The organism is Pseudomonas sp., from assembly GCF_050739655.1.
Lineage (GTDB): Bacteria > Pseudomonadota > Gammaproteobacteria > Pseudomonadales > Pseudomonadaceae > Aquipseudomonas.
Genome location: NZ_JBOIBY010000206.1, coordinates 1 through 22834, shown reverse-complemented (window position 1 = coordinate 22834; position 22834 = coordinate 1). Strand labels below are relative to the sequence as shown.

The 22834-nt window shown below is 59.5% G+C and carries 20 protein-coding genes and 1 pseudogene; 16 read left to right on the top strand and 5 right to left on the bottom strand.

Annotated elements, in window-relative coordinates; translation table 11 throughout:
• Positions 1 to 351: 351 nt before the first annotated feature.
• Positions 352 to 1476: a DUF6515 family protein gene (locus ACRESJ_RS09960; protein WP_431757766.1), complete on the top strand. Its 1125-nt coding sequence runs from the start codon at positions 352 to 354 to the stop codon at positions 1474 to 1476.
• Here the strand turns inward: ACRESJ_RS09960 and ACRESJ_RS09955 are convergent.
• Together ACRESJ_RS09955 and ACRESJ_RS09950 are read right to left on the bottom strand one after the other, a co-directional pair.
• Positions 1458 to 2366 (bottom strand): cation diffusion facilitator family transporter, encoded by a 909-nt coding sequence (locus ACRESJ_RS09955; RefSeq protein WP_431757765.1) that lies wholly within the window; start codon positions 2364 to 2366, stop codon positions 1458 to 1460. The genes ACRESJ_RS09960 and ACRESJ_RS09955 overlap by 19 nt on opposite strands.
• Before the next feature lie 29 nt (positions 2367 to 2395).
• Positions 2396 to 2815 (bottom strand): polyribonucleotide nucleotidyltransferase, encoded by a 420-nt coding sequence (locus ACRESJ_RS09950; protein ID WP_431757764.1) that lies wholly within the window; start codon positions 2813 to 2815, stop codon positions 2396 to 2398.
• Positions 2816 to 2925: 110 nt separating this feature from the next.
• On the opposite strand from ACRESJ_RS09950, the pseudogene ACRESJ_RS09945 reads away from it, so the two are divergent.
• The 6 genes and pseudogenes from ACRESJ_RS09945 to argE form a co-directional block, all read left to right on the top strand.
• A pseudogene (locus ACRESJ_RS09945) lies at positions 2926 to 3003 on the top strand (DEAD/DEAH box helicase); the annotation flags it as partial.
• 94 nt (positions 3004 to 3097) lie between these two features.
• On the top strand, positions 3098 to 4099 hold the full coding sequence (locus tag ACRESJ_RS09940) for a hypothetical protein (protein ID WP_431757763.1): 1002 nt from the start codon (positions 3098 to 3100) through the stop codon (positions 4097 to 4099).
• Positions 4093 to 4845, top strand: coding sequence for a hypothetical protein (locus ACRESJ_RS09935; RefSeq protein WP_431757762.1), 753 nt, complete (start codon positions 4093 to 4095; stop codon positions 4843 to 4845). The genes ACRESJ_RS09940 and ACRESJ_RS09935 overlap by 7 nt, the downstream gene beginning before the upstream one ends.
• A 42-nt stretch (positions 4846 to 4887) precedes the next feature.
• Complete coding sequence (hrpB, locus tag ACRESJ_RS09930; RefSeq protein ID WP_431757761.1) at positions 4888 to 7404, top strand: ATP-dependent helicase HrpB; 2517 nt, start codon at positions 4888 to 4890, stop codon at positions 7402 to 7404.
• Between the two features lie 239 nt (positions 7405 to 7643).
• On the top strand, positions 7644 to 8321 hold the full coding sequence (locus tag ACRESJ_RS09925; protein WP_431757760.1) for a DUF1028 domain-containing protein: 678 nt from the start codon (positions 7644 to 7646) through the stop codon (positions 8319 to 8321).
• The gene (gene argE / locus ACRESJ_RS09920) at positions 8314 to 9486 is read left to right on the top strand and encodes an acetylornithine deacetylase (RefSeq protein ID WP_431757759.1); all 1173 of its coding nucleotides are present in this window, start codon (positions 8314 to 8316) and stop codon (positions 9484 to 9486) included. Before ACRESJ_RS09925 ends, argE begins: the two co-directional genes overlap by 8 nt.
• 139 nt (positions 9487 to 9625) lie before the next feature.
• On the opposite strand, the gene ACRESJ_RS09915 is transcribed toward argE, so the two are convergent.
• Positions 9626 to 10558: a LysR family transcriptional regulator gene (locus ACRESJ_RS09915; protein ID WP_431757758.1), complete on the bottom strand. Its 933-nt coding sequence runs from the start codon at positions 10556 to 10558 to the stop codon at positions 9626 to 9628.
• Between the two features lie 228 nt (positions 10559 to 10786).
• Here ACRESJ_RS09915 and ACRESJ_RS09910 point away from each other — a divergent pair, with 228 nt between their 5' ends.
• The 6 genes from ACRESJ_RS09910 (at position 10787) to ACRESJ_RS09885 (ending at position 18503) form a co-directional block, all read left to right on the top strand.
• Positions 10787 to 12277, top strand: coding sequence for an aldehyde dehydrogenase (locus tag ACRESJ_RS09910; RefSeq protein WP_431757757.1), 1491 nt, complete (start codon positions 10787 to 10789; stop codon positions 12275 to 12277).
• A 216-nt stretch (positions 12278 to 12493) separates the two neighbouring features.
• The gene (locus tag ACRESJ_RS09905; protein ID WP_431757756.1) at positions 12494 to 13483 is read left to right on the top strand and encodes an ABC transporter substrate-binding protein; all 990 of its coding nucleotides are present in this window, start codon (positions 12494 to 12496) and stop codon (positions 13481 to 13483) included.
• 69 nt (positions 13484 to 13552) lie between these two features.
• Positions 13553 to 14998 carry an amino acid permease gene (locus ACRESJ_RS09900; protein WP_431757755.1) on the top strand — a complete coding sequence of 482 codons (1446 nt, stop codon included), beginning with the start codon at positions 13553 to 13555 and terminating at the stop codon, positions 14996 to 14998.
• A 28-nt stretch (positions 14999 to 15026) separates the two neighbouring features.
• Complete coding sequence (locus ACRESJ_RS09895; RefSeq protein ID WP_431757754.1) at positions 15027 to 16409, top strand: aspartate aminotransferase family protein; 1383 nt, start codon at positions 15027 to 15029, stop codon at positions 16407 to 16409.
• A gap of 328 nt (positions 16410 to 16737) precedes the next feature.
• The gene (locus ACRESJ_RS09890) at positions 16738 to 18003 is read left to right on the top strand and encodes a flavin-containing monooxygenase (RefSeq protein WP_431757753.1); all 1266 of its coding nucleotides are present in this window, start codon (positions 16738 to 16740) and stop codon (positions 18001 to 18003) included.
• A gap of 74 nt (positions 18004 to 18077) precedes the next feature.
• Positions 18078 to 18503 (top strand): RidA family protein, encoded by a 426-nt coding sequence (locus ACRESJ_RS09885; RefSeq protein WP_431757752.1) that lies wholly within the window; start codon positions 18078 to 18080, stop codon positions 18501 to 18503.
• Between the two features lie 117 nt (positions 18504 to 18620).
• Here the strand turns inward: ACRESJ_RS09885 and ACRESJ_RS09880 are convergent, their stop codons facing one another.
• Together ACRESJ_RS09880 and ACRESJ_RS09875 are read right to left on the bottom strand one after the other, a co-directional pair.
• Positions 18621 to 19700 carry an endonuclease/exonuclease/phosphatase family protein gene (locus tag ACRESJ_RS09880; protein WP_431757751.1) on the bottom strand — a complete coding sequence of 360 codons (1080 nt, stop codon included), beginning with the start codon at positions 19698 to 19700 and terminating at the stop codon, positions 18621 to 18623.
• Positions 19701 to 19767: 67 nt separating this feature from the next.
• A complete protein-coding gene (locus tag ACRESJ_RS09875; RefSeq protein WP_431757750.1) occupies positions 19768 to 20442 on the bottom strand; it encodes a YciC family protein in 675 nt (224 codons plus the stop codon).
• A gap of 178 nt (positions 20443 to 20620) precedes the next feature.
• Here ACRESJ_RS09875 and ACRESJ_RS09870 point away from each other — a divergent pair, with 178 nt between their 5' ends.
• From ACRESJ_RS09870 to ACRESJ_RS09860, 3 genes are all read left to right on the top strand, one after another.
• Positions 20621 to 21385: a DUF2076 domain-containing protein gene (locus ACRESJ_RS09870; protein ID WP_431757749.1), complete on the top strand. Its 765-nt coding sequence runs from the start codon at positions 20621 to 20623 to the stop codon at positions 21383 to 21385.
• Positions 21386 to 21547: 162 nt separating this feature from the next.
• Positions 21548 to 22027 (top strand): NYN domain-containing protein, encoded by a 480-nt coding sequence (locus tag ACRESJ_RS09865; protein WP_007990686.1) that lies wholly within the window; start codon positions 21548 to 21550, stop codon positions 22025 to 22027.
• Positions 22028 to 22049: 22 nt separating this feature from the next.
• On the top strand, positions 22050 to 22655 hold the full coding sequence (locus ACRESJ_RS09860; protein WP_431757748.1) for a 3'-5' exonuclease: 606 nt from the start codon (positions 22050 to 22052) through the stop codon (positions 22653 to 22655).
• Positions 22656 to 22834: the final 179 nt, after the last annotated feature.

Below are 22834 nucleotides of genomic sequence, written 5' to 3'. Positions count from 1 at the left end.
TCGCAATCCTCTGCCGGCGCCTCGGGCCTATTCTTATCACCAGAATCACTGCTCGGACAAACAGTCCAGTGCGGCTCGCCCAATCAGGCCAGCCGCGGCCGCCACCCCCACCGGGGATGCGCTGGCCCCCGAGCTACACACTGTCCAGAAGACGGCGTGAGGTGAGCCGACGTCATAAGCGTCGAGCACGGACGAAGTTCTCAAGGGGAGGCCGACGGGTCTCCCCTTTTTCTTGCCTGCAATTTGCCACCAGCCCTCAATAAATAAGTTTCGCGACTGATAACCTGTTGCAGAACCGGCCTGTGCATTTCCAGTCTTACATACAGGCCCTAACCCTCAGTGAGGAAAAGCATGAAGTCGCGCATCTGGCGTTTGGCCGGTGTTGGTTTGCTGTGTGTCAGTGTCACTGCGCAATCGCTGGCCGATGAGCCGCAGAACCGTGGGCCTGATGGCGGGCAGCATGGAGACGGCGGTCATCAGGGCAATAATCAGGGTCAAGGCAGCAACAATCAGCCGCACCCGCAGAACGGTCAGCAGCAGAATCAGTCGCGTCCGCAGAACAACGAGGTCATTCGCGGCGACAACAGCCGCCAGTTCGAACACAACGGCCAGAATCAGAACAACGGCCAATGGCAAAGCAACGGTCAGCATCAGAACAATGGCCAATGGCAGAACAACGGCCAGAATCAAAACCCGAACAACAGCCAATGGCAGAGCCGCCCACAACCAAACTTAAACAGCGGGGTCCGGCCGCCACCACCGCCGCCGCAGCTGCCGGCCAATGATTTGCCCATCCAGCCTCGACCCGACACCGTGCAACAGACTCAGCCGCCACGGCGTGGCTACTATCAGGACGAGCCGCGGCGCAACAATCCCAACCAGCAATGGAATGGCTACATCGGTGCACCGTCCAATGACAATCACTGGCAAGGTCGCCCAAGTGGTCATGGCAACGGCTGGGGGCCAGGCCCGCAATATCGTCCGGGGCATGTGATCGACCGTTTCCCGGATCGTGACTATCGCGTGCCTTATGGTGGGCGGGATTACTTCTATTCAGACGGCTACTGGTATCGCCCGCAAGGCCCGCGCTATGTGGTGGTGCAGCCGCCACGGGGGATTCGCATCCAGTACTTGCCCGACTACGCCCGAGAGGTGTGGATTGGTAGTTCGCTGCTGTTCCTGGCGGCGGGCTCCTATTACGCCTATCAGCAAAGCACTCAGGACTACGTAGTGGTCGAGCCGCCGGGCCAACCGCTGGCGACCGGCAATAGCTATGACGTGGAAGCTTACCCGACCAACGGCCAGTCACCGGAGCAGGTCAATCAGGACGGCTACGATTGCTATCGCTGGGCGGTCGAGCAGAGCGGTTTCGACCCGCGCGTTGACACCTATCAACCGGACCCTTCGGTGGTGCAAACCTACCGACAGGCCCAGGGCGGTTGCCTGAGCAGTCGCGGTTATCGAGTGACGTTCTGAGCCCTGGCGGCTTTCACCACTTCCTGCGGGTCGGCGTGCACCAGCACCTCGGCTCGCGGGTAGGCGGCGTGAATCGCATCGGCGGCTTGATCGCTGATGCCGTGGGCGACTGACAGCGTCAATTCGCCGGGCAGCTCCAGGTGCAGTTGCACAAACCACTGGTTGCCCGAAACCCGTGTGCGCAGGTCATGGGCGCCCAACACGCCCGGCACGCTGCAAGCCAGTTCCAGCATGTGCTGGCTGACATCCGGCGGCAGCTCTTCATCCATCAAGACCGTAAAACTTTCCCGGGCGATCTGAACCGCACTCCAGAGGATGTAGGCGGCGATGCCCAGGCCGAACCAGGGATCAACCTGATGCCAGCCAAAACCGGCGAGCACCAGTGCAATCAGGATGCTGCCGTTGAGCAGCATGTCCGAGCGGTAATGCAGAGAGTCGGCGCGCACGGCGTTGGAGCCCGTGGCCTTGACCACTCGATGCTGCAACATCAGCAGCGCGAGGGTCAGGGCCAGCGAGAAGACAATCACACCAATGCTGATCCACGGCGCGCCTACCGGTTCCGGATGCTTGAGCCGGTCGATGGCCTGCAACGCAATCAGCACCGCACTGCCGCCAATGAACAGCGCCTGCGCCATGCCGGCCAGTGACTCGGCCTTGCCGTGCCCGTAGCGATGGTCGTCGTCAGCCGGACGCAAGGCGTAGTGCACCGCCAGCAGGTTGAGCAGCGATGTCACGCCGTCGAGTGCCGAGTCGGTCAACCCGGCGAGCATGCTCACCGAACCGCTCAACCACCAGGCGATGGCTTTGGCGATGACCAGTGAGCAGGCCACCGCCACCGAGGCACGGGTCGCCAGCCTTAGCAGGCGGGCGTGTTCGGAGCTGGAGATCATAAGTGCGGTCGTTCCTTCAAGAGCACCGATTACGCGGCAGGTTGCAAGCCGAGCAGGGCCAGTTGCTGGGTGCTGCCCTTGTGCTGGATCAAGCGTGGATCGTCCAGCGGCAGGCTGCGGCCCAGTTCATGTTCCAGAATAGTCTGCAGTTTGAGGTTATCGACCTTGCCGTCGGCGCCGATGGCTTCCTTGAGTTTTTCTGGGGCGACCTGCGCGGTTTCTCCCGGTGCGAAGTAAATCGCGCCAGTGGCGAAGTCCACGGCAAACGCGATCAGGCCGGGAATGATGTAGAACAGCAGGCCCACGGCATCGAGCACGGCAATGGCCGGGTCGATCTTGCCGTCGATCTGGCCACGGCGGTCCGGGTAGAAGATCGAACCGCAAGCGGTGATCTGGGTCAGCAGGGTCGCGACCAATACACCGCCAATCAGGCGAAAGGGAGCACGCATATGAAATCTCCTTGGGTAATCTGAAAACGAAGCGTCATCGATATGAATTAGGACCGTGATAAACGCCAAGCAGTTCGCCGTTATACTCGGGCCTCTGTTTGGGAGCCAGCATGATTTCTTTGCCGATCGATGAAGTTTTACCCGCCCTGCGTGAAGCCCTCGCTACACGCCACGAAGCCGTGCTTAAAGGGCATCAGGTAATTCAGCTCTGTCTGTAACATGATTATTGCACGGTAACATTTGCGCTGTTACTGTGCGTAAATCGTGTTGCGTGGTGCAGGAATGAAAACCAGCCGGCAAGAGATTCAAAACTATTTCGAGTTGATTTTCGGGGCTAAACCGGAGATCAAACGGTGGACGAAATCCAAGGGTTTGCCTTTTTATCTCTTGGATGAATACGCTTTCGACGTCGTGACACTTCATGGGTGCCAATGCTTGGTGTTGCTCGCTCATGAGCCCTTCGAAAATGCAGCGAAGATTCGCAAGCACATCGACGTTCTGAAAAAAATCGTAGATCACCCGATTCTCTATGCGACCGGCGCACTCTTGTCATTTGAACGCAAGCGCCTGATTGAGGGCGGAGTTCAGTTTGTTGTTCCTGGCAACCAACTGTTCGCACCCCAGCTTGGGCTGGACCTTCGCGAGTTTTATCGCAGTAGGCAGGCAGAAAAAAAAGTCTTGAGCCCGGCCAGCCAAGCTGTGCTTATCGCAACTCTCAATCGCGGCTGGGAGGAGATGCAAACCTTTAGAAGCACAGACTTCATTGACGCAGAGCTCTACTCCAAAATGACGCTTTCCAGGGCGATGAGAGAGCTTCATTCGTTCGGATTGATAGAGCCTGTATCCAGTAGCAAATCAATACGCTGGCGTTTCGTTGCAGCCCCAGAAGCGATATGGGAAAAATCCCTTCCTGCCCTGCAAAGTCCGGTGAAGCGAGTGGTGTATGCCGATTGGCAACCAAAGGTCCAGAGAACCGCAGGATTGTCTGCACTCAGCAGGATGTCGCTGCTCGGCGAGCCATCAATACCCGTTATTGCATTCACCAAAGAAAGTTGGGACTTGGAAGTCGCGCGCTCCGGCCGTGTGGAAGTTAACCCATTCGACGATCCGGTCGTTGAGGTTGAGATCTGGAGTTATTCACCTGCGCTCATTACGGGGCAAGCCCGGATTGCGCTGCCACCAGAAAGCGTGGACCCACTGTCTCTTTATCTGAGCCTGAGGGACAACGTTGACGACAGAGTTCAGCTGAGCCTTGAGGAAATGATGGAGAAGATCGAATGGTAAAAGGATTGGACACCTTCCGCGAAGCCTTCGCCGGTCACGCGGAGCGTTACGTGCTCATCGGCGGTGTTGCGGCCAGCCTATGCCTGGAGAAGGTGGGCATTGAGTTCAGGGCGACGCGGGATCTGGACATCGTGCTCATCATTGAAGCGTTGGATGAAGTGTTCTGCGCCGAGTTCTGGGAGTTTGTCAAACGTGGGGGGTATACCGAGCGACAGGAACTTGATGGTCCGTCAAAGCGGTACAGGTTCGGCAAGCCTTCTGATGAACGCTACCCTGTTCTTCTGGAGCTTTTTTCAAGAGCGCCCGACGGTTTAATCCTGCCAGAAAACACTGATCTGACACCTGTCCCTGTCGATGGTGAAATTTCCGACTTGTCCGCCATTCTGCTCGACGATGCCTATTACAGCTTCATCGTCGCAGGTCGCAATCATGCGAATGACCTCGCTTACATAGGTGTGGACCGGCTTATTCCACTCAAGGCACAGGCATGGACCAATCTCCGTCAGCCAGATTGCGCGGAAGAGGGAGCAGGCCGAAAAAGTAATAAACACTTGAAGGATGTTGTGCTTTTGTCTCGTCTTCTTTCGGCTGATTCAGACATTGATCTACCGGAAAGCATTGCAAACGACTTGCGAAGATTTCTCGACGTTATGCCCACTTTGGAAGTCGACATGAAAGCCGTGGGGCTACGGGGTGTCACCATGGCTGAAGTCGCAGGGCGCATACGTTCAGCGTTCAAGGTATAGGGCTTTTCACCGCTATACTGCCCGGCTTGTTTGGGAGCCAGCATGATTTCTTTGCCGATCGATGAAGTTTTACCTGCCCTGCGTGAAGCCCTCGCTACACGCCACGAAGGCGTGCTCGAAGCACCGCCCGGCGCCGGTAAAACCACCCGCGTGCCATTGGCCTTGCTCAATGAGCCGTGGCTGGCCGGGCAGACCATCCTGATGCTCGAACCGCGTCGCCTGGCTGCGCGCGCAGCGGCTGAACGTTTGGCTAGCGAGTTGGGGGAGAAGGTTGGCGAAACCGTGGGTTATCGCATCCGGCTCGACAGCAAGGTTGGACCCAACACCCGCATCGAAGTCGTCACCGAAGGCATCCTCACTCGACGCCTGCAGGACGACCCTGCGCTGGAAGGCGTCGGTTTGCTGATCTTTGACGAGTTTCACGAGAGAAGTCTCGATGCTGATCTCGCCCTGGCCCTTAGCCTCAACGGCCGGGAACTGTTCCGTGACGATCAACCGCTGAAAATCCTGTTGATGTCGGCGACGCTCGAAGGCGAACGCTTGGCTGGTCTGCTCGACGACGCGCCGATCCTGCGCAGCGAAGGGCGCATGTACCCGGTGGCGATGCGCTGGGGTCGACCGTTCCAGGCCGGTGAATTCATCGAGCCCCGTTTGGTGCAAACCATCCTAGAAGCCTTGAATGATGAAACCGGCAGCGTCCTGGTGTTCCTGCCGGGGCAGGCGGAAATTCGTCGCGTGCATCAACAGCTGGCCGACGCGTTGGCCGACAACACGCAGATTCTGCTGTGCCCGTTGCACGGTGAGCTGGACCTGGCCGCGCAACGTGCGGCGATCGATCCGGCGCCTGCTGGTAAGCGCAAAGTGGTGCTGGCCACCAACATTGCCGAGACCAGCCTGACCATCGACGGCGTGCGAGTGGTGATCGATGCCGGGCTGGCGCGGGTGCCGCGTTTCGACCCCGGCAGCGGCATGACCCGCCTCGACACCCAGCGCATTTCCAAGGCCAGTGCGACGCAGCGCGCGGGCCGGGCCGGGCGACTGGAGCCCGGTGTGTGTTATCGCCTCTGGTCTCAGGATCAACACGAGCAACTGGCGGCCTACGGCAGTGCGGAAATTCTCTCGGCGGATCTGGCCGGTTTGGCTTTGCAGCTCGGCCGCTGGGGCGTGTCGCCCGGGCAACTGGTGTGGCTCGACGTACCACCCGCTGCCGCGTATGCACAGGCGCAGGATTTGCTCGACCGCTTGGGCGCGCTGGACGGCGAAGCGCTGACTCGCCACGGTCAGGCCATGGCCGAATTGCCGGCGCACCCGCGTATCGCCCATTTGTTGTTGCGCGGTCAGGCGCTTGGCTTGGCGGACATGGCCTGCGATGTCGCGGCGTTGTTGGGCGAGCGCGATATCTTGCGTGGTGCCGGCGCGGATCTGCACAGTCGACTGGTGTTGTTGTCCGGTGAAGAGCGGGCGGCGCGTGGTGCCCAGGGCGGCGTGCAGCGAGCCCGGCAACTGGCTCGGCAGTATCGGGGTTATCTGCGGGGCAAAGCCTCGGAGCCGGTCAGCGACCCCGATCATCCGCGTTGGCTCGGCGCGTTGCTGGCGCTTGCCTATCCCGACCGCGTGGCCCAGCAGCGGCGTGCTGGTGGCGCGGAATATCGCTTGGCCAACGGTCGCGCCGCCTTGTTCGCCGAAGCCGACAGCCTGATGAAACAACCCTGGCTGGTGATCGCCGATCTGGGCAGTCGTCAGGGCCAGCGTGAAGAGCGAATTTACTTGGCGACGGATTTCGATCCGGCACTGTTCGATTCGGTGCTGGCCGAGCAGGTGCGTTGCGTTGATCAACTGGATTGGGACGAACGCGAAGGCGTGCTGCGCGCCGAGCGCCAGCGCAAGGTCGGTGAGCTGATCCTCAGTCGTGAACCGCTGACAGGTCTGGATGAAACCGCCCGCAGTCAGGCGCTGGTGAATCTGGTGCGACGCAAAGGCCTGGAGCTGTTGCCATGGACCCCGGAGCTGCGCCAGTGGCAAGCTCGGGTGGCGTTGTTGCGGCAACTGGACCTGGCCAGCAAGGGCGACACTGAGTGGCCGGATGTCAGCGACGCCGCACTGCTCAAAAGCCTTGAACACTGGTTGATGCCGTATCTGGGCAAAGTCTCGCGGCTCAGTCATTTCGCCAATCTCGACCTGTCCAGCATCGTTCACAATCTGTTGCCTTGGCCGCTGCCACAACGGCTGGATGAGCTGGCGCCGCATCACTTGAACGTACCTTCAGGCTCGTCGATTCGTCTGGATTACAGCGAACAGCCACCGATTCTCGCGGTGCGCTTGCAAGAGCTGTTTGGCCTGGCCGAGACACCGCGCATTGCCGGTGGCCGGCAAGTGATCAAGCTGCACCTGTTGTCCCCGGCGCGGCGACCGGTGCAGGTGACTCAGGATCTGGCGAACTTCTGGCGTAGTACTTATGCCGAGGTTAAGAAGGATTTGAAGGGGCGCTACCCCAAGCACTATTGGCCGGATGATCCCTTGGTGGCCGAAGCCACTGCGCGGATCAAACCACGCAAATAATCCCACCCCTCTGTAGGAGCGAGCTTGCTCGCGAAAAACTGAAGGCCCCGCGACCATTCAGGATGCTCGCGTCATCGTTAACTATTATCGCGAGCAAGCTCGCTCCTACAGGGAGGGCGCGCGCGGTCTGCGCAGGCCAGCTTTTTCCTGCTCAATAGCCACAAAAAACCTGCTTTCTCCCTTTCCAGTGCATGAACAGAATGCAATTGCGCGTGCATTGGACATTTAAGGAGTGAGTCATGACGTTCTCGATCATTGGGCGCTGCCCTGAAACCGGGCAGCTCGGTATTGCCATCAGTTCTTCAAGCATTGCGGTAGGCGCACGTTGCCCATGGGCGCGGGCGGGTGTCGGTGCGGTCTCAACCCAGAATATTACGCTGCCTGCTCTCGGCCCCCAGATTCTGGACCTGATGGAGCATCAGCATCTGGAGCCTGACGCTGCACTGGACAAGGCGCTCACCTCCAATGGCTGGAGTCAGTACAGACAGGTCACGGTGATCGATGCGTCAGGGCGGATTGCGCTGTTCAGTGGCAAAGAATCTTTGGGCGTGCACAACGCTGTGAAGGGCGAGCAGTGTGCAGCGGCGGGTAATCTGCTCAGCGACGTGCGGGTTATCGAGGCCATGGTCGAGGCGTTCGAGGCCGAGCCGGGGCAGTTGGCGGATCGTCTGTTGGCGGCCATGCACGCCGCCATGGCCGCTGGTGGCGAAGCGGGACCGGTTCACTCCGCAGCGCTCAAAGTCGTGGGGGACCACACATGGCCCATCATCGACTTGCGGGTCGACTGGGCCGAGGAAGATCCCATTGGTCAGCTTGCCGGGCTGTGGCAGGCGTATCGACCACAAATGCAGGACTACCTGACTCGCGCACTCAACCCGACGACGGCGCCGAGCTACGGGGTGCCGGGGGATGAGTGAGGCGTCCAGTCGTGATCTTCTGGAACGGCTGGTCGGTTTCGCTACCGTCAGCCGGGATTCCAATCTCGAATTGATCCGCTTCATCGAGACGTACCTGGCCGGGCATGGCGTTCAGAGTGAGCTCTTCTACAACGAAGAAAAGACCAAGGCCAATCTGTTCGCAACCATCGGCCCGCTCACGTCGGGTGGCGTGGTGCTCTCGGGGCACACCGATGTCGTGCCGGTCGATGGGCAAGCCTGGACTGTCGACCCGTTCTGTCTGAGTGAAAAGGACGGGCGTCTTTACGGGCGTGGTACGGCAGACATGAAAGGGTTTATCGCCTCGGTCCTCGCCGCGGTCCCGACCTTTGTCCAATGTCCACTCCTGGCGCCGATCCACTTGGCGTTTTCCTACGATGAAGAGGTGGGATGCCTGGGTGTCAGGCCGATGCTCGCCGAGTTGGAGAAGCGGCCATACAAGCCTCGACTGTGTTTGATTGGCGAACCGACAGAGCTCAAGCCTGTGCTTGGCCACAAGGGCAAACTGGCGATGCGCTGTGAAGTGCGCGGTGCGGCGTGCCATTCGGCGTATGCGCCTTATGGGGTCAACGCGATCGAGTATGCCGCGCAACTCATTGGCCGGTTGGGCGATATAGCAGAACAGCTGTCGCAACCTGAGTTTCACGACCCGCGTTTTGACCCACCGTACTCGACGGTGCAAACGGGTGTGATCAAAGGCGGGCGGGCACTGAATATTGTTCCCGCAGAATGTGAGTTCGATTTTGAAGTCAGGGCGCTGCCGGACTTCGATGCTCAGGACGTGGCGGACCAGTTGCAGGCGTTCGCCCAGGAAAAGCTATTGCCCAGGATGCGGGCGGTTCAAGCGGACACGGATATCAAACTGCGCCCGCTGAGCGCCTACCCCGGTTTGGCGACTTCACCGGAGAGTGAGGCGGCACGTCTGCTGTCGATTTTGAGTCAGTCTTCATCGTTTGGCACCGTGGCCTTTGGCACCGAGGGCGGTCTGTTTGACCAAGCTGGGATACCCACGGTGGTCTGCGGCCCCGGCAGCATGGATCAAGGGCACAAGCCTGACGAGTTCATCTCGCTGGATCAGTTGAGCGGCTGTGATGCCATGCTGGGGCGGTTGGCTGATTACCTGTGTTCTGACGCGGCGCGCTCGTAATCAATCTGGCTTTTTGATCGTTCCCACGCTCCGCGTGGGAATGCAGCCCGGGACGCTCTGCGTCCCAAGAGCCGAACGCGGAGCGTCCGTTGAGGCATTCCCACGCAGAGCGTGGGAACGATCTGCAACAAGCCAGCTTCTACAGGTTTGCGGTGTTTTGCTGGGCAACTTTCTGGCTCAGTTGTTCGCGGCAAAAGTCTACGAACAGCTGGGCGGGCTTGGTCAGTTGGCTGCGTTTGAGGTGGGCTGACGCCAGGCCGGACATTGTTACCGGTTCCTTGATATCCACCGATACCACCTTCTTTCCATCGTAAGTGCATTCCGAATGCGGGCGGGTGACCAGGATTGAGAAGCCGAATCCCTGGCCGACCATGCCCCGTACCATCTCGATCGACGGCGAGCTGAACACGATGTTTGGCGTCAGTTCCAGTTCGTGGAACAGGCTGACAAAGTAAGTCCGGCTCGGTTGCACATCGAGAAGAATCATCGGCTCCACGCACAGATCCCTGAGCGATACCTCCTTCTGGTCGGCAAAGCGATGCCCTTCAGGCAGCAACACGTAGGGCTTTTGCGGTGGCATCAGCGGTGTGGTTTCTATGGTGCCATCGAGCCCGTGATCGTAGAGGAAGGCGACGTCGAAAGTGCCTGCGGTCAAGCCCTGTACCAGATCCTGCTGCTCACCATCGCGAATGCGTATGTCGACGCCCGGGTAAAGCTTGCGAAAGTCGGCGATGAGCTGTGGCAAGTACAGCGGGGCCACCGTCTCGAAACAGCCAATGTCGATCTGTCCCGACACCGTGTCGTTATCCGCCAACGCATTCTGTTCAAACTCCCTGGCCATGCGCAGCAGCTCTTGCGCCTTGTGGTAGAAGCGCGTGCCAGTGGGTGTCAGGGATACGCCCTGGGCGTGATGGCGGATGAACAGCTGGACGTTGAAAGACTCCTCCAGGCTCTTGATCGCCGTGGAAACGGAGGGCTGTGCAATGTAGAGCTGTCGCGAGGCTTCGGCGACGCTGCCGGCTTCTACCGTTGTGACGAAATACTTGAGTTGCCGCAATGTATAGGAAGCCACACGCACCTCTTTCTGCTCTGTTTTGCGATGAAAGCCCGAATGGCCGTCGCACAAATCCGTGACTGAACCTTACCTTATGCGGGTTCCGGGCTGGGCGCGGGCTTGCCAAGTTTTTTCTTATACCCCGAGCACATTTTTAATAATTTTCCTCTTCGTACGGTTGACGCACTATCGCTACATCCTCTGATAACAACCCGACCACCCAGGCGGTCGCAAAGGGAGCGTAGCGTGTTCGACCTCGACTATTGGCAGCAGCGAGCTGCCAGGCAAACCTTCTTAGACAAAGCCGTGATTGGTGGCCAGCAGGTCTGTGCGTCTTCAGGCGCGACATTCGACGCGATCAACCCGGCGACCAATCAGTTGCTGGCCCGTGTGGCTGCCTGTGGCGAAATGGAAGTGGAGCTGGCTGTTCGCAGTGCGCGCCGCGCCTTCAACGAAGGCCCTTGGGCGCGGATGGCGCCGGTTGAGCGCAAGCGGGTGATGTTGCGTCTTTCGGATCTCATTCTTGCTCATCGCGAAGAGCTGGCACTGCTCGACTCGCTCAATATGGGCAAGCCGGTCATGGACGCCTACAACATCGACGTGCCTGGTGCCGCCCATGTTTTTGCCTGGTATGGCGAGTCGCTGGACAAGCTCTACGATCAGGTAGCGCCCACCGCGCCATCGGCGCTGGCGACCATTACACGTGAAGCACTGGGTGTCGTCGCGGCCGTCGTGCCGTGGAACTTCCCGCTCGATATGGCCGCCTGGAAGCTTGCGCCGGCCTTGGCGGCGGGCAACAGCGTGGTGCTCAAGCCTGCTGAGCAATCTCCGTTCTCGGCGCTGCGCCTGGCGGAGTTGGCACTGGAAGCTGGTTTGCCGGCAGGGGTTCTGAACGTGCTGCCGGGGCTGGGCGAGTCCGCTGGCAAGGCGCTTGGCCTGCATCCGGATGTCGATTGCCTGGTGTTTACCGGCTCCACCCAGGTGGGCAAATACTTCATGCAGTATTCCGCGCAATCGAACCTCAAGCAGGTTTGGCTGGAGTGCGGCGGCAAGAGTCCGAGCCTGGTGTTCGACGACTGCCGTGATCTCGATCTGGCTGCGGAGAAAGCAGCATTCGGTATCTTCTTCAATCAGGGCGAAGTGTGTTCCGCCAACTCGCGACTGTATGTGCAGCGTTCCATCAAGGACGAGTTCATCGAGCGCCTGTTGGAAAAAGCCAAGGACTGGATGCCGGGCGATCCACTCAACCCTGCAAGCCGCGCTGGCGCTATTGTGGATTCGAGCCAGGCATCCCGTGTGATGAGCGTTATCGAGCGCGCCCGGGAAGACGGTGCGCGGCTCCTCTCCGGTGGTCGTCGCTTGAGCTTCAACGGTTCCGATAACTTTATCGAGCCGACTGTTTTTGCCGACGTTGCCCATGAGTCGCATCTGTCACGCGAAGAAGTATTCGGGCCGGTGCTGGCGATCTCCACGTTCGACACCGAAGAGCAAGCGGTGCGCCTGGCCAACGACAGCATCTATGGCCTGGCTGCGTCCGTGTGGAGCGATGATCTGAATCGCGCGCACCGGGTCGCCCGTGCGCTGAAGGCGGGTACGGTTTCGGTAAACACCGTGGATGCCCTCGATGTCAGCGTACCGTTCGGTGGCGGCAAACAATCGGGTTTCGGCCGCGACCTGTCGCTGCACTCTTTCGATAAATACACCCATTTGAAAACGACCTGGTTCCAGTTGCGTTGAACGTGTCGTGATGAACCAACCGCACACTGAAGAGTGTGCGGGTTAAAGAATAACAAGATGTCCTCGCGCGGATTGTATTGCGCGAACTTGCGGCTGCGTGGCCGTGACTGCCTCAGTAACTAACCACAATTAAAAAGTGAGGGAGCTTCTATGTTCGGTTCTAACTATAAAAGCATTACAAGTGTGTCTGGTTTAACTGCACTTCTGGTATTCACAGTGCCTGTTGTGACGCACGCCGAAAGTTTGACCGTTATTTCATTTGGTGGTGCCACCAAGGCAGCGCAGGAGGGCGCTTACTTCAAACCCTTTGAGCAAAGTGGCGCTGGCAAAGTCGTGGTCGGCGAGTACAGCGGTGAACTGTCCAAAGTGAAAGCCATGGTTGATGTTGGCCAGGTCAGCTGGGACGTTGTCGAAGTGGAAAGCCCTGAACTCTTGCGAGGCTGCGAAGAAGGGCTGTTCGAGCGGCTGGACCCGAAACTGATCGGCGACGCCGGTAACTACTTGCCCGGCGCTGTCAGCGAGTGCGGTGTGGCCAGTTACGTGTGGTCGATGGTGCTGGCCTACAACTCGAACAAGGTTGCCGCGGCGCCTACGTCCTGGGCGGACATGTGGAACCTGCAGCAATTTCCTGGCAAGCGTGGCCTGCGCAAAGGCGCCAAATACACGCTGGAAGTCGCGCTGCTCGCCGACGGCGTCAAGCAGCAGGATCTTTATAAAGTCCTCAATACCAAGGAAGGGGTTGATCGGGCGTTTCAAAAGCTCGACCAGATCAAGCCTTCAATCCAGTGGTGGGAAGCCGGTGCCCAACCACCGCAATGGCTCGCCGCTGGCGACGTAGTCATGTCGGCCGCCTACAACGGCCGTATCGCTGTCGCGCAAAAGGAAGGTTCGAAACTCGCCATTTCGTGGAACGGTCACCTCTACGATCCTGATCACTGGGCCATCGTTCGTGGCAGCCCGAACAAGTCGCTGGCCGAGCGTTTCATCGTGTTTGCCAGCCAGGCGAGCGGCCAGAAATCCTTCTCTACCCAGATCCCTTACGGCCCGATTCGCAAGGAAGTGCTCGCTCAGTTACCGGCCGACACGCTTTCCCAGCTCCCCACAGCCCAGGCCAACCTGGCTGAAGGTCAGTTGGTGGATGCCACGTTCTGGGTCGATCACGGCGAAGAGCTAGAGGAACGCTTCAACGCTTGGGCGGCCCGTTAAGCCGCTCACCCTTTATCCCCGCCTCCCAAGTGGAGGCGATCAACAACAAGAAAGCACGGGGAGTTTGTCATGAGTTCAAGTTCAACCGCGTCCATCCAGGGGCAGTCAGGCGGTTTGCGCCGTGTCCTGGGGCTGGGCTCGTTGCTAGCCGTTGCAGTGGGCGTCGTGGTGTCGCAAGGCGTCATGGTGCTGATGCTGCAAGGCGCGGGCATCGCCGGTTTCGGTTTTATCATTCCATTGGCCATCGCCTATGTGCTGGCGCTGACCTATGCCTGGTCGTTTTCCGAACTGGCCTTGATGATTCCTCGGGCGGGCAGTCTCAGCAGCTACACGGAAGTGGCGATCGGGCATTTCCCGGCAATTCTGGCGACGTTCTCGGGGTACATGGTGGTCGCCATGTTTGCGCTCTCCGCCGAACTGCTCCTGCTGGATCTGGTGATCAGCAAGGTGTATCCGGGTGTCATTCCACACATGGTGGTGGCCTACGGGGTGTTGGGACTGTTCACCGTTCTAAATCTGTTCGGGATCGATGTCTTCGCCAAGCTTCAGAACGTGCTGGCGCTGGTGATGGTGGTGATCCTCATTGCCATGGGCCTGGCTTCGCTGACTAACGATCAGGCAAGCCTGCAGTTGCCGCTTGATCAGGGCTGGAACCCCTTGGAATTCGGCGCAATCACCTTGGCTGCCATGGCGGTATGGGGCTTTGTAGGGGCTGAGTTCGTTTGCCCGCTGGTGGAAGAAACCCGCAATCCCGAGCGCAACATTCCACGCTCGATGACCATTGGCTTGACGGTGATTTTCGGCGTGATCGCGCTGTATTGCTTTGGCGCGTTGCTGTGTATTCCCCGTGAGCAACTGGCGAGTGATGCGCTGCCTCACTACCTGGTCGCCACCACCGTTTTCGGTGAGGCAGGCAAACTGTTTCTTATCGTCGCCGCCATTACCGCAACATGCAGCACCGTGAACTCGTCCTTGGCTGCCTTGCCGCGCATGCTCTACGGCATGGCGCAAAACGGTCAAGCCTTCCCGCAGTTCAAACGCCTCACTGAGCGCGGCCGTACACCCTGGGTGGCTGTGCTGTTTGTTGCAGCGATTACCGGCCTGCCGATCCTCATTCTGGGGCATGACTCCGCCGCGATCAGCTTGTTGCTTCTGGCTGCCGCGCTTGCCTGGCTGCTGGCCTACATCATCGTGCACATCGACGTGATCGCCTTGCGCCGGCGCTATCCCCATCTGGCCCGGCCATTCCGCTCACCGTTTTATCCATGGCCGCAAGTCGTCGGCATCGCAGGCATGCTGTTTGCGATCTACCACGTATCCCCGACACCGGAGATGACCGCGAGCATTTTTGGCTGTGCCGGCGTGGTGCTGGGCGTGATTTCGTTGATCGCTGTGGTATGGGTCAAGTTCGTGATGCGCAAACCGCTGTTTACGCCAGAGCCACTCATTCAAAACGATTCGCAGGACAACGACGTACCGAACGTGACACCGGTTGCCACTGTTTCTGGTAGCTGAGCCTTCATTCAATTCAGGAGAACAAGAAATGACAACCGAATACAAACCCCAGCGCGAGACCAAGGATTATCAAGCGGCCGATGCCGCCCACCACATTCACGCGTTCCTGGATCAGAAGGCGTTGAACGAAGAAGGCCCGCGCGTGATCGTCGGTGGTGATCGTCTGCACCTGTGGGACAACGATGGCAATCGTTACCTCGATGGCATGTCGGGTCTGTGGTGCACCAACCTGGGTTACGGACGCAAGGATCTCGCCGCGGCGGCAACCCGTCAGCTGGAGCAGCTGCCGTACTACAACATGTTCTTCCACACCACTCACCCGGCGGTGGTAGAGCTGTCGGAGCTGCTGTTCAGCCTGCTGCCCAAGCACTACAGCCACGCGATCTACACCAACTCCGGCTCTGAAGCCAACGAGGTGCTGATTCGTACCGTGCGCCGTTACTGGCAGGTGCTCGGCAAGCCGCAGAAGAAGATCATGATCGGTCGCTGGAACGGATACCACGGCTCTACCCTGGCCGCCAGCGCAATGGGCGGCATGAAGTTCATGCACGAAATGGGCGGTGTGATTCCGGATGTGGCACACATCGATGAACCATACTGGTTTGGCCATGAGGGTGACCTGACGCCTGCCGAGTTCGGGTTACGCGCGGCCCGGCAACTGGAAACCAAGATCCTCGAACTGGGCGCGGAAAATGTCGCTGCGTTCATCGCTGAACCTTTCCAGGGCGCTGGTGGCATGATCTTCCCGCCTGAGAGCTACTGGCCGGAAATCCAGCGAATCTGCCGCAAGTACGACGTTCTGTTGTGCGCTGACGAAGTGATCGGTGGCTTTGGTCGTACCGGTGAGTGGTTTGCGCACCAGCACTTTGATTTCGAGCCAGACACCCTGTCGATCGCCAAGGGCCTGACCTCTGGCTACATCCCCATGGGCGGGCTGATCCTGAGTCGGCGCATGGCCGAAGTGCTGGTGGAGCAGGGCGGTGTATTCGCTCACGGCCTGACCTATTCCGGTCACCCGGTGGCGGCCGCCGTTGCCATCGCCAACCTCAAGGCGCTGCGTGATGAGGGTGTGGTCACCCAGGTCAAGAAAGATACCGGGCCGTACTTGCAGCAGTGTCTGCGTGAGGTGTTTGGCAATCACCCTCTGGTGGGTGAGATCCAGGGCGTCGGCCTGGTGGCCGCATTGCAGTTTGCGCAGGACAAAGCGACCCGCAAGCGCTTTGCCAACGAAGGCGATATCACCTGGCGCTGCCGCACTATCGGCTTCGAGGAAGGCGTGATTATCCGTTCGACACTCGGTCGCATGATCATGGCGCCGGCACTGATCGCCACGCGCGGTGAAATCGACGAACTGGTCTCCAAGACGAAGATTGCCGTTGATAGAACCGCCCAGGAAATTGGCCTGCTCTAAAAAGCTATCAAGCTCGCTCCTCAAACTGTAGGAGCGAGCTTGCTCGCGAAAAACTCAAGAACGCCGCTGGGTGTCTGGTTTAACGCATTATCGTTAACGACCATCGCGAGCAGGCTCGCTCCCACAGTAATTGCGCAATATCCAAGTTAGTTGTTGGTTAGTTTTTTCATGGGCAACAACTACAAAAATCATAATTTCGCTATTTGCATTCCCCGAACACAATAAAACCACCCCGCAAGCAAAGCTATAACGCGCGGAACTCAATTATTAAAACGGCTGATCTGTAGCGACTGGGTGCGCCATAGTCGCCTCTGAGAAGGACACAAGCATGAATGATAAAAAGATCGAAGTAGATACGCTTGTTGTCGGGGCCGGCCAGGCTGGCGTCGCCATGAGCGAACACCTGAGCAAGCTCGGTGTTCCGCACCTCGTGCTGGAGCGTAACCGCATTGCTGAAGCATGGCGCACCGGGCGCTGGGATTCGCTGGTTGCCAATGGCCCGGTCTGGCATGACCGCTTCCCGGGGCTGGCGTTCGAAGACCTTGAGCCCGATGCCTTCGCTTCCAAAGACCAAGTGGCGGCTTACTTCGAAGCCTATGCCGAGAAATTCGAAGCACCGATTCGCACCGGCGTAGACGTCAAGAAAGTGGTACGCAACGCCGATCGTCCTGGCTTCACCATCGAAACCTCCGAAGGTGTGATCCAGGCCAATCGCGTGGTGGCGGCAACCGGTCCTTTCCAACGCCCGGTCATCCCACCGATTGCGCCGAAAGACAGTGACATCATGCAAATTCACTCGGCGCAGTATTACAACCCGCAGCAGTTGCCTGAGGGCGGCGTACTGGTTGTCGGTGCGGGTTCCTCAGGCGTTCAGATCGCCGATGAATTGCAGCGCGCCGGAAAGCAGGTCTATCTGTCGGTCGGCCAGCATGACCGTCCGCCTCGCGCCTATCGCAACCGTGACTTCTGCTGGTGGCTGGGGGTTCTGGGGCTGTGGGATGCCGAAGTAATGGAGCCGGGTCGTGAGCACGTCACCATCGCGGTGAGCGGCGCGCGGGGCGGGCACACCGTCGACTTCCGGGGGCTCGCCAAACAAGGTGTGACGCTGGTGGGGCTGACCAAATCTTTCGACGATGGCGTGGTGAGTTTCCAGCAGGATCTGGCGCGCAACATCGCTGCCGGGGATGCGAATTACCTGTCTCTGCTGGACGCTGCGGATGCCTACATCGCGCGTAACGGTCTGGACCTTCCAGAAGAGCCCGAAGCGCGGTTCATGCACCCCGATCCCGAGTGCGTGACCAACCCGATTCTTGAGCTTGATCTGGCCGAGGCGGGCATCACTTCGATCATTTGGGCAACCGGCTACGCCGTCGACTACAGCTGGCTGCAGGTCGATACCTTTGACGAAAAGGGCAAGCCTCGTCACCAGCGCGGTGTCTCGAACGAGCCAGGCATCTACTTTGTTGGCCTGCCGTGGTTGTCGCGTCGCGGTTCGAGCTTTATCTGGGGCGTTTGGCACGACGCCAAACATGTCGCTGGCCACATCGCCACCCAGCGCCAGTACCTCGAATACCGAGACCCGTCGCAGCGTTAAGAATCGATCGAAGGAATGGCCTTGAGGTCATTCCCGATCCACCGCCTCATTCATCAAATTCCGGGAATCAGTTGATGCCTACTCACACTCGAATTCGCATGTTCAATACCAAAGACACCTACCCCAATCAGTCTCTGGACAACGACCTTTGCCAGGCTGTGCGTGCTGGCAACACGGTGTATGTACGAGGCCAGATCGGCACCGATTTCGATGGCAACCTGGTGGGGCTGGGCGATCCGGCTGCTCAAGCCGAGCAGGCGATGAAAAACGTCAAGCAGCTTCTGGAAGAAGCCGGGAGCGATCTTTCGCATATCGTCAAAACCACCACCTACATCATCGACCCGCGCTACCGTGAGCCGGTTTATCAAGTGGTGGGCAAGTGGCTCAAAGGCGTGTTCCCGATCTCGACGGGGCTGGTCATTTCCGGGCTGGGGCAGCCGCAATGGCTGATGGAGATCGATGTGATTGCGGTCATTCCTGACGACTGGCAAACGAACTGACACACGATCCTTGTGGGAGCTAGCCTGCTAGCGATGACGGCGGCACATTCGACATCTTCTTTGAATGTGAAGGCCCTATCGCTAGCAGGCTAGCTCCCACAGGTTACGAGGCAGTCGTTACGGCGATGCAGGCAGCAGGAATCGGGCGATTACAGGCAAGTGATCTGAGATGCGCAGCGTATCGTCCTGCCTGACGGCTGCTTCGACCCGTTTAAGCCGCGGGCTGTAAAACAGATAGTCGACGGTCCGGTCCGGACCGCTCAGGTTCGCATCGTTCGGGTAATGGGTCAGCCAGCGCGCACGGTCGATCCCGCTGGCTTCGTTGTTGGTGGGGATCATCGGGTATTTGTCCCACAGCACATGCAGCGCACTGTCGGCGGAGTAGGGCGTGCGTTGCTCGTTGGACAGGCGTTGGTATTGGCCAAGCGGCAACAGATTGAAGTCGCCACCGATCAACCACGGTGTGCCATGGCTTTCGTACTTGTCTATGACCTTGGCCACGGCCGAGACCTGCGCCTGCAATGTTTCGTCGGGTTGCTTCGCGCGGTCCAAATGGGTGTTGAGCACGGCGATCTGACCACCATCGCTCAGTGGCAAGTAGGCGACCAGCACGGCGTTTTTCGGCTGGAATTGGCGACTGATCAGGTTGGCCGACGCCACCGGCAATTGTTCGCGCTGGGCATGTTCGATCTGGAAGCGACTGAGGGTTGCCAGTTGCCGGCCCACGCTGCCGAATATGTGCGGGTCAGGCACGAAGTCAGCCTTCCAGTCGAAGGCGTGGGCGCTGCATGGGTACAGATCGGCGAGCCGTTCCTGCAGCAGTTTGAGCTGGTTCTGGTAATCGCTGGCCTTGGCGCCGTCATCGAGTTCCTGCAACAGCACCACGTCCGGTTGCTCGTCGCGAATCACCCGCGCCACTTCATCGAGGCTGAAGGCCATGTCTTCTGGCGTGGGGGATTCATCGGTGCCAGCGGCAAGGTCATTCCAGAACACGTAGCGCTTGCCCGCCAGGAACTGGACGTTCCAGGTCATGACTTTCAACGCCTGGCCGGGGGCCAGGGTCGGCGCCTTGGTACTGCAACTGACCGGCAGTACTTCGCGGGCTTCGGGGCGCCAGGTCAGGCTGTAGACCGTCACCCAGGCCAGCCCGATGACAATCAACAATCCCAGCAATGTGTAGCGCAGCAGTCGGGTCATGGCTCGGCTTTATAGCGTTACGGAAGATGACCCCGAGCATACCCGACTGACGGGCGGTCACCCAAGGTCAGCGTGGCCCTTCGATTTTTTCCGGCACATCGGTGATCAGCATGAACAAGCGGAACAGCACCACGCTGGTGAACAGTTGCAGGAAGCTGTGGGCACTGTCGATCAGCAGCGAGATCACCGGGTTCTGCGGTTCGGGATACACCGCCAGTGTCGCGCCCTTGAGCAGCCACAACGGCCCCATCACGCACAGGATGCACGCCAGGATGCGCAGGAAATGGCCGCGGGTCAGGCGCAGGCTTTCCTTCATCGCTTGCAGCGGTGCCAGGCCTCGCAATACCAGCAGATACTCGCCGAACGCCAAGGTCACCATCAGCCAGATGCCCGGCAGGAAATACAGCGACAGGCCTAGCAGGATCAGCAAGGTATTGAGCGCGGTCAGCAAGGCGAAGCGTGGCCACAGATAGGCGGACCTGGACAGCAGTTCGCGGTTGCTCGGCGATTCGCCACGGCTGCGGGCGTCGAGAAACAGGATCAGGGCCGCGGTGTACAGCGGATAGACCAGCAGGCCGACGATCACGCTGATGCCGGGGAAGCTGTCCGGCTCGGTGGAGTGGTCGACCACTTGTTGCAGCAGGGCCTCGATGATCACCAGCGGCAGGCACAGTTGCACGATCTGGCCCAGATTGCGCTTGAAGAAATACAAGGAGTCACGCAGTACGTCGAACGGATTCATCAGTCGGTATCGCAGTGGAAAGCAGTGCCCCACTTTAACCGATGATGTGCTGCAGGGCGCAAACGTAAACGTTGGGTAAAGGTCATTGAAACAACTTGTTTCAGCCTCCATTAAGGTCGGGCACCTTATCCTCAAGGGCAAAGGTCAACGATTTCCCCCGGCAATCTACGAGGTCGCCATGAATAGCGAAGAACAAACCCTGATCGACGGACTGTTTTCCCGGCTGCAACAGGCCGAAACGGACTCAGCCCCGCGTGACGCCCAGGCCGAAGCGCGGATCAAGGAACACCTGACGCGCCAACCGGTGGCGGGTTATTTCATGACCCAGGCGATTCTGGTGCAAGAGGCAGCGATAAAGAGCCTCGATGAGCAGAGCAAGCAACTGACGGCGCAAGTCCAGCAATTGCAGGCCGAACTGCAACAGGCCAAGGCTCAGCCAGCGGCTGCGGCGCCGAGCGGTGGAGGCTTTCTGTCGAGCATCTTTGGTGGTGGCAACCGCGAACCGCAGCCAGCACCCGCGCAAAGTGCGCCGGTTTCGAGCGGTGGCGGCTGGCGTGAGCCGGCGCGCCCCTCTTTCAACTCGCAGCCGCCGCAGCAGGGCTTTCCCCAGCCAGGCTATGCACCTCAACAACAGGCACCAGCAGCGGCGGGCAGCAGCTTTCTCGGTGGCGCATTGAAAACTGCGGCTGGAGTGGCGGGTGGCGTGATGCTGGCACAAGGCATCAGCAGCCTTTTCAATCACAACCAGCAACCACAGGAAGTCGTCGAAGTCATCAAGGAAGAGCCGGCCCAGGTCAACGATCAGAGCAACGGCGGCTGGGGCGAAGAGCAGCGCATGGCCGGCAACGATTCCTGGGGCAATGACCAGGGCGGTTTCACCGACGCCGACTACAACGATGACAGTTCATCGTTCTTCGGCGGCGACGACGACTCCTTCATCTGATACGCCATTCGTCCGGAGCGCTTCGGCGCCTCCGGGCGATTATTCGCGAAACCCTCCTTTTGACTGGCATACTGGGCGCCTTTTCGGGCCTTGGTGCCTGATCCTGTCTGCGCGCAGCCAGCCCAAGGGCCTGCGCGCCAGCGCTCTAACAAAAGGTGCCCGGTGAAAAAGATCGCAGTGTTCGCCGATGTCCAGAACCTCTACTACACCGTGCGTCAGGCCTATGGTTGTCACTTCAACTACGCCGCGCTGTGGGCTGACATCAGCAAGCAGGGCGAGATTGTCGAGGCCTATGCCTACGCCATCGATCGTGGCGACAGCAAGCAGCAGCAATTTCAGCAGATCCTGCGCAATCTTGGCTTCACCGTGAAGCTCAAACCCTATATCCAGCGCAGCGATGGCTCGGCCAAGGGCGACTGGGACGTGGGCATCACCCTCGACATCATGGACGCGGCGGACCACGTCGACGAAATCGTGCTGGCCTCCGGTGACGGAGATTTCGACATGCTGCTCGAACGCATCATCAGCAAACATGGCGTTCAGGCGGTGGCCTACGGCGTGCCGGGCCTGACCGCCAACTCGCTGATCCGCGCGGCCAGCCGCTACGTGCCCATCGAAGGCGCGTTGCTGCTCAAGAATTGATTTTTACGGAGTTGAAACAGGTTTGGAACGCATCGCAGTCATCGACTTTGAAACCACCGGGATCTCCCCGAGCAGCAGCTGCCGGGCCACGGAAATTGCCGTAGTGATCCTCGAACAGGGGCGCATCGTCGACCGTTACCAGAGCCTGATGAATGCCGGCGTGCGCGTCCCGGCCTTCATCGAACAACTCACCGGCATCAGCAACGCCATGCTGCGCACCGCGCCCTCGGCCGAGCAAGTGATGAACGAGGTCAACGAATTCGTTGGCATCACACCATTGCTGGCGCACAACGCCGCGTTCGACCAGAAGTTCTGGGACTTCGAACTGGGGCGGATCAAACGCACACGCCTACAGAACTTCGCCTGCTCGCTGCTTCTGGCCCGGCGCCTGATGCCTGCGGCACCGAACCACAAACTCGGCACCCTCACCACTTTCGCCAACCTCCCCAACACCGGCAAGGCCCACCGGGCCATGGCCGACGCCGAAATGGCGGCCAACCTCACCTCGCACCTGGCCGAAGAACTGCGCCAGACACACGGCTTGCGCGAGCTGTCCCATGATTTGCTGTGCAAGTTGCAGAAAGTGCCGGCGGCGAAGGTGGGCGAGCATCTGAAGCGTTATCGCTGATTCTGAACACACTTCGAATCCCTGTGGGAGCTGGCTTGCCAGCGATGGCGGCGTGTCAGGCGCCATAGATGCTGGATGTGCCGGCCTCATCGCTGGCAGGCCAGCTCCCACAGTGGGTCGGTTGTGAGTGGGGAGTTTGCATACGACGGTGATCCTGTGGGAGCTGGCTTGCCAGCGAT

What these genes read in the sequence shown, in the direction of transcription:
- argE (WP_431757759.1), top strand. Translation starts at nt 8,314, where the DNA reads ATGAGTGAGGCGTCCAGTCGTGATCTTCTGGAACGGCTGGTCGGTTTC.
- ACRESJ_RS09960 (WP_431757766.1), top strand. Translation starts at nt 352, where the DNA reads ATGAAGTCGCGCATCTGGCGTTTGGCCGGTGTTGGTTTGCTGTGTGTC.
- ACRESJ_RS09925 (WP_431757760.1), top strand. Translation starts at nt 7,644, where the DNA reads ATGACGTTCTCGATCATTGGGCGCTGCCCTGAAACCGGGCAGCTCGGT.
- ACRESJ_RS09895 (WP_431757754.1), top strand. Translation starts at nt 15,027, where the DNA reads ATGACAACCGAATACAAACCCCAGCGCGAGACCAAGGATTATCAAGCG.
- ACRESJ_RS09935 (WP_431757762.1), top strand. Translation starts at nt 4,093, where the DNA reads ATGGTAAAAGGATTGGACACCTTCCGCGAAGCCTTCGCCGGTCACGCG.
- ACRESJ_RS09940 (WP_431757763.1), top strand. Translation starts at nt 3,098, where the DNA reads ATGAAAACCAGCCGGCAAGAGATTCAAAACTATTTCGAGTTGATTTTC.
- ACRESJ_RS09880 (WP_431757751.1), bottom strand. Translation starts at nt 19,700, where the DNA reads ATGACCCGACTGCTGCGCTACACATTGCTGGGATTGTTGATTGTCATC.
- ACRESJ_RS09950 (WP_431757764.1), bottom strand. Translation starts at nt 2,815, where the DNA reads ATGCGTGCTCCCTTTCGCCTGATTGGCGGTGTATTGGTCGCGACCCTG.
- hrpB (WP_431757761.1), top strand. Translation starts at nt 4,888, where the DNA reads ATGATTTCTTTGCCGATCGATGAAGTTTTACCTGCCCTGCGTGAAGCC.
- ACRESJ_RS09900 (WP_431757755.1), top strand. Translation starts at nt 13,553, where the DNA reads ATGAGTTCAAGTTCAACCGCGTCCATCCAGGGGCAGTCAGGCGGTTTG.
- ACRESJ_RS09875 (WP_431757750.1), bottom strand. Translation starts at nt 20,442, where the DNA reads ATGAATCCGTTCGACGTACTGCGTGACTCCTTGTATTTCTTCAAGCGC.
- ACRESJ_RS09885 (WP_431757752.1), top strand. Translation starts at nt 18,078, where the DNA reads ATGCCTACTCACACTCGAATTCGCATGTTCAATACCAAAGACACCTAC.
- ACRESJ_RS09955 (WP_431757765.1), bottom strand. Translation starts at nt 2,366, where the DNA reads ATGATCTCCAGCTCCGAACACGCCCGCCTGCTAAGGCTGGCGACCCGT.
- ACRESJ_RS09890 (WP_431757753.1), top strand. Translation starts at nt 16,738, where the DNA reads ATGAATGATAAAAAGATCGAAGTAGATACGCTTGTTGTCGGGGCCGGC.
- ACRESJ_RS09870 (WP_431757749.1), top strand. Translation starts at nt 20,621, where the DNA reads ATGAATAGCGAAGAACAAACCCTGATCGACGGACTGTTTTCCCGGCTG.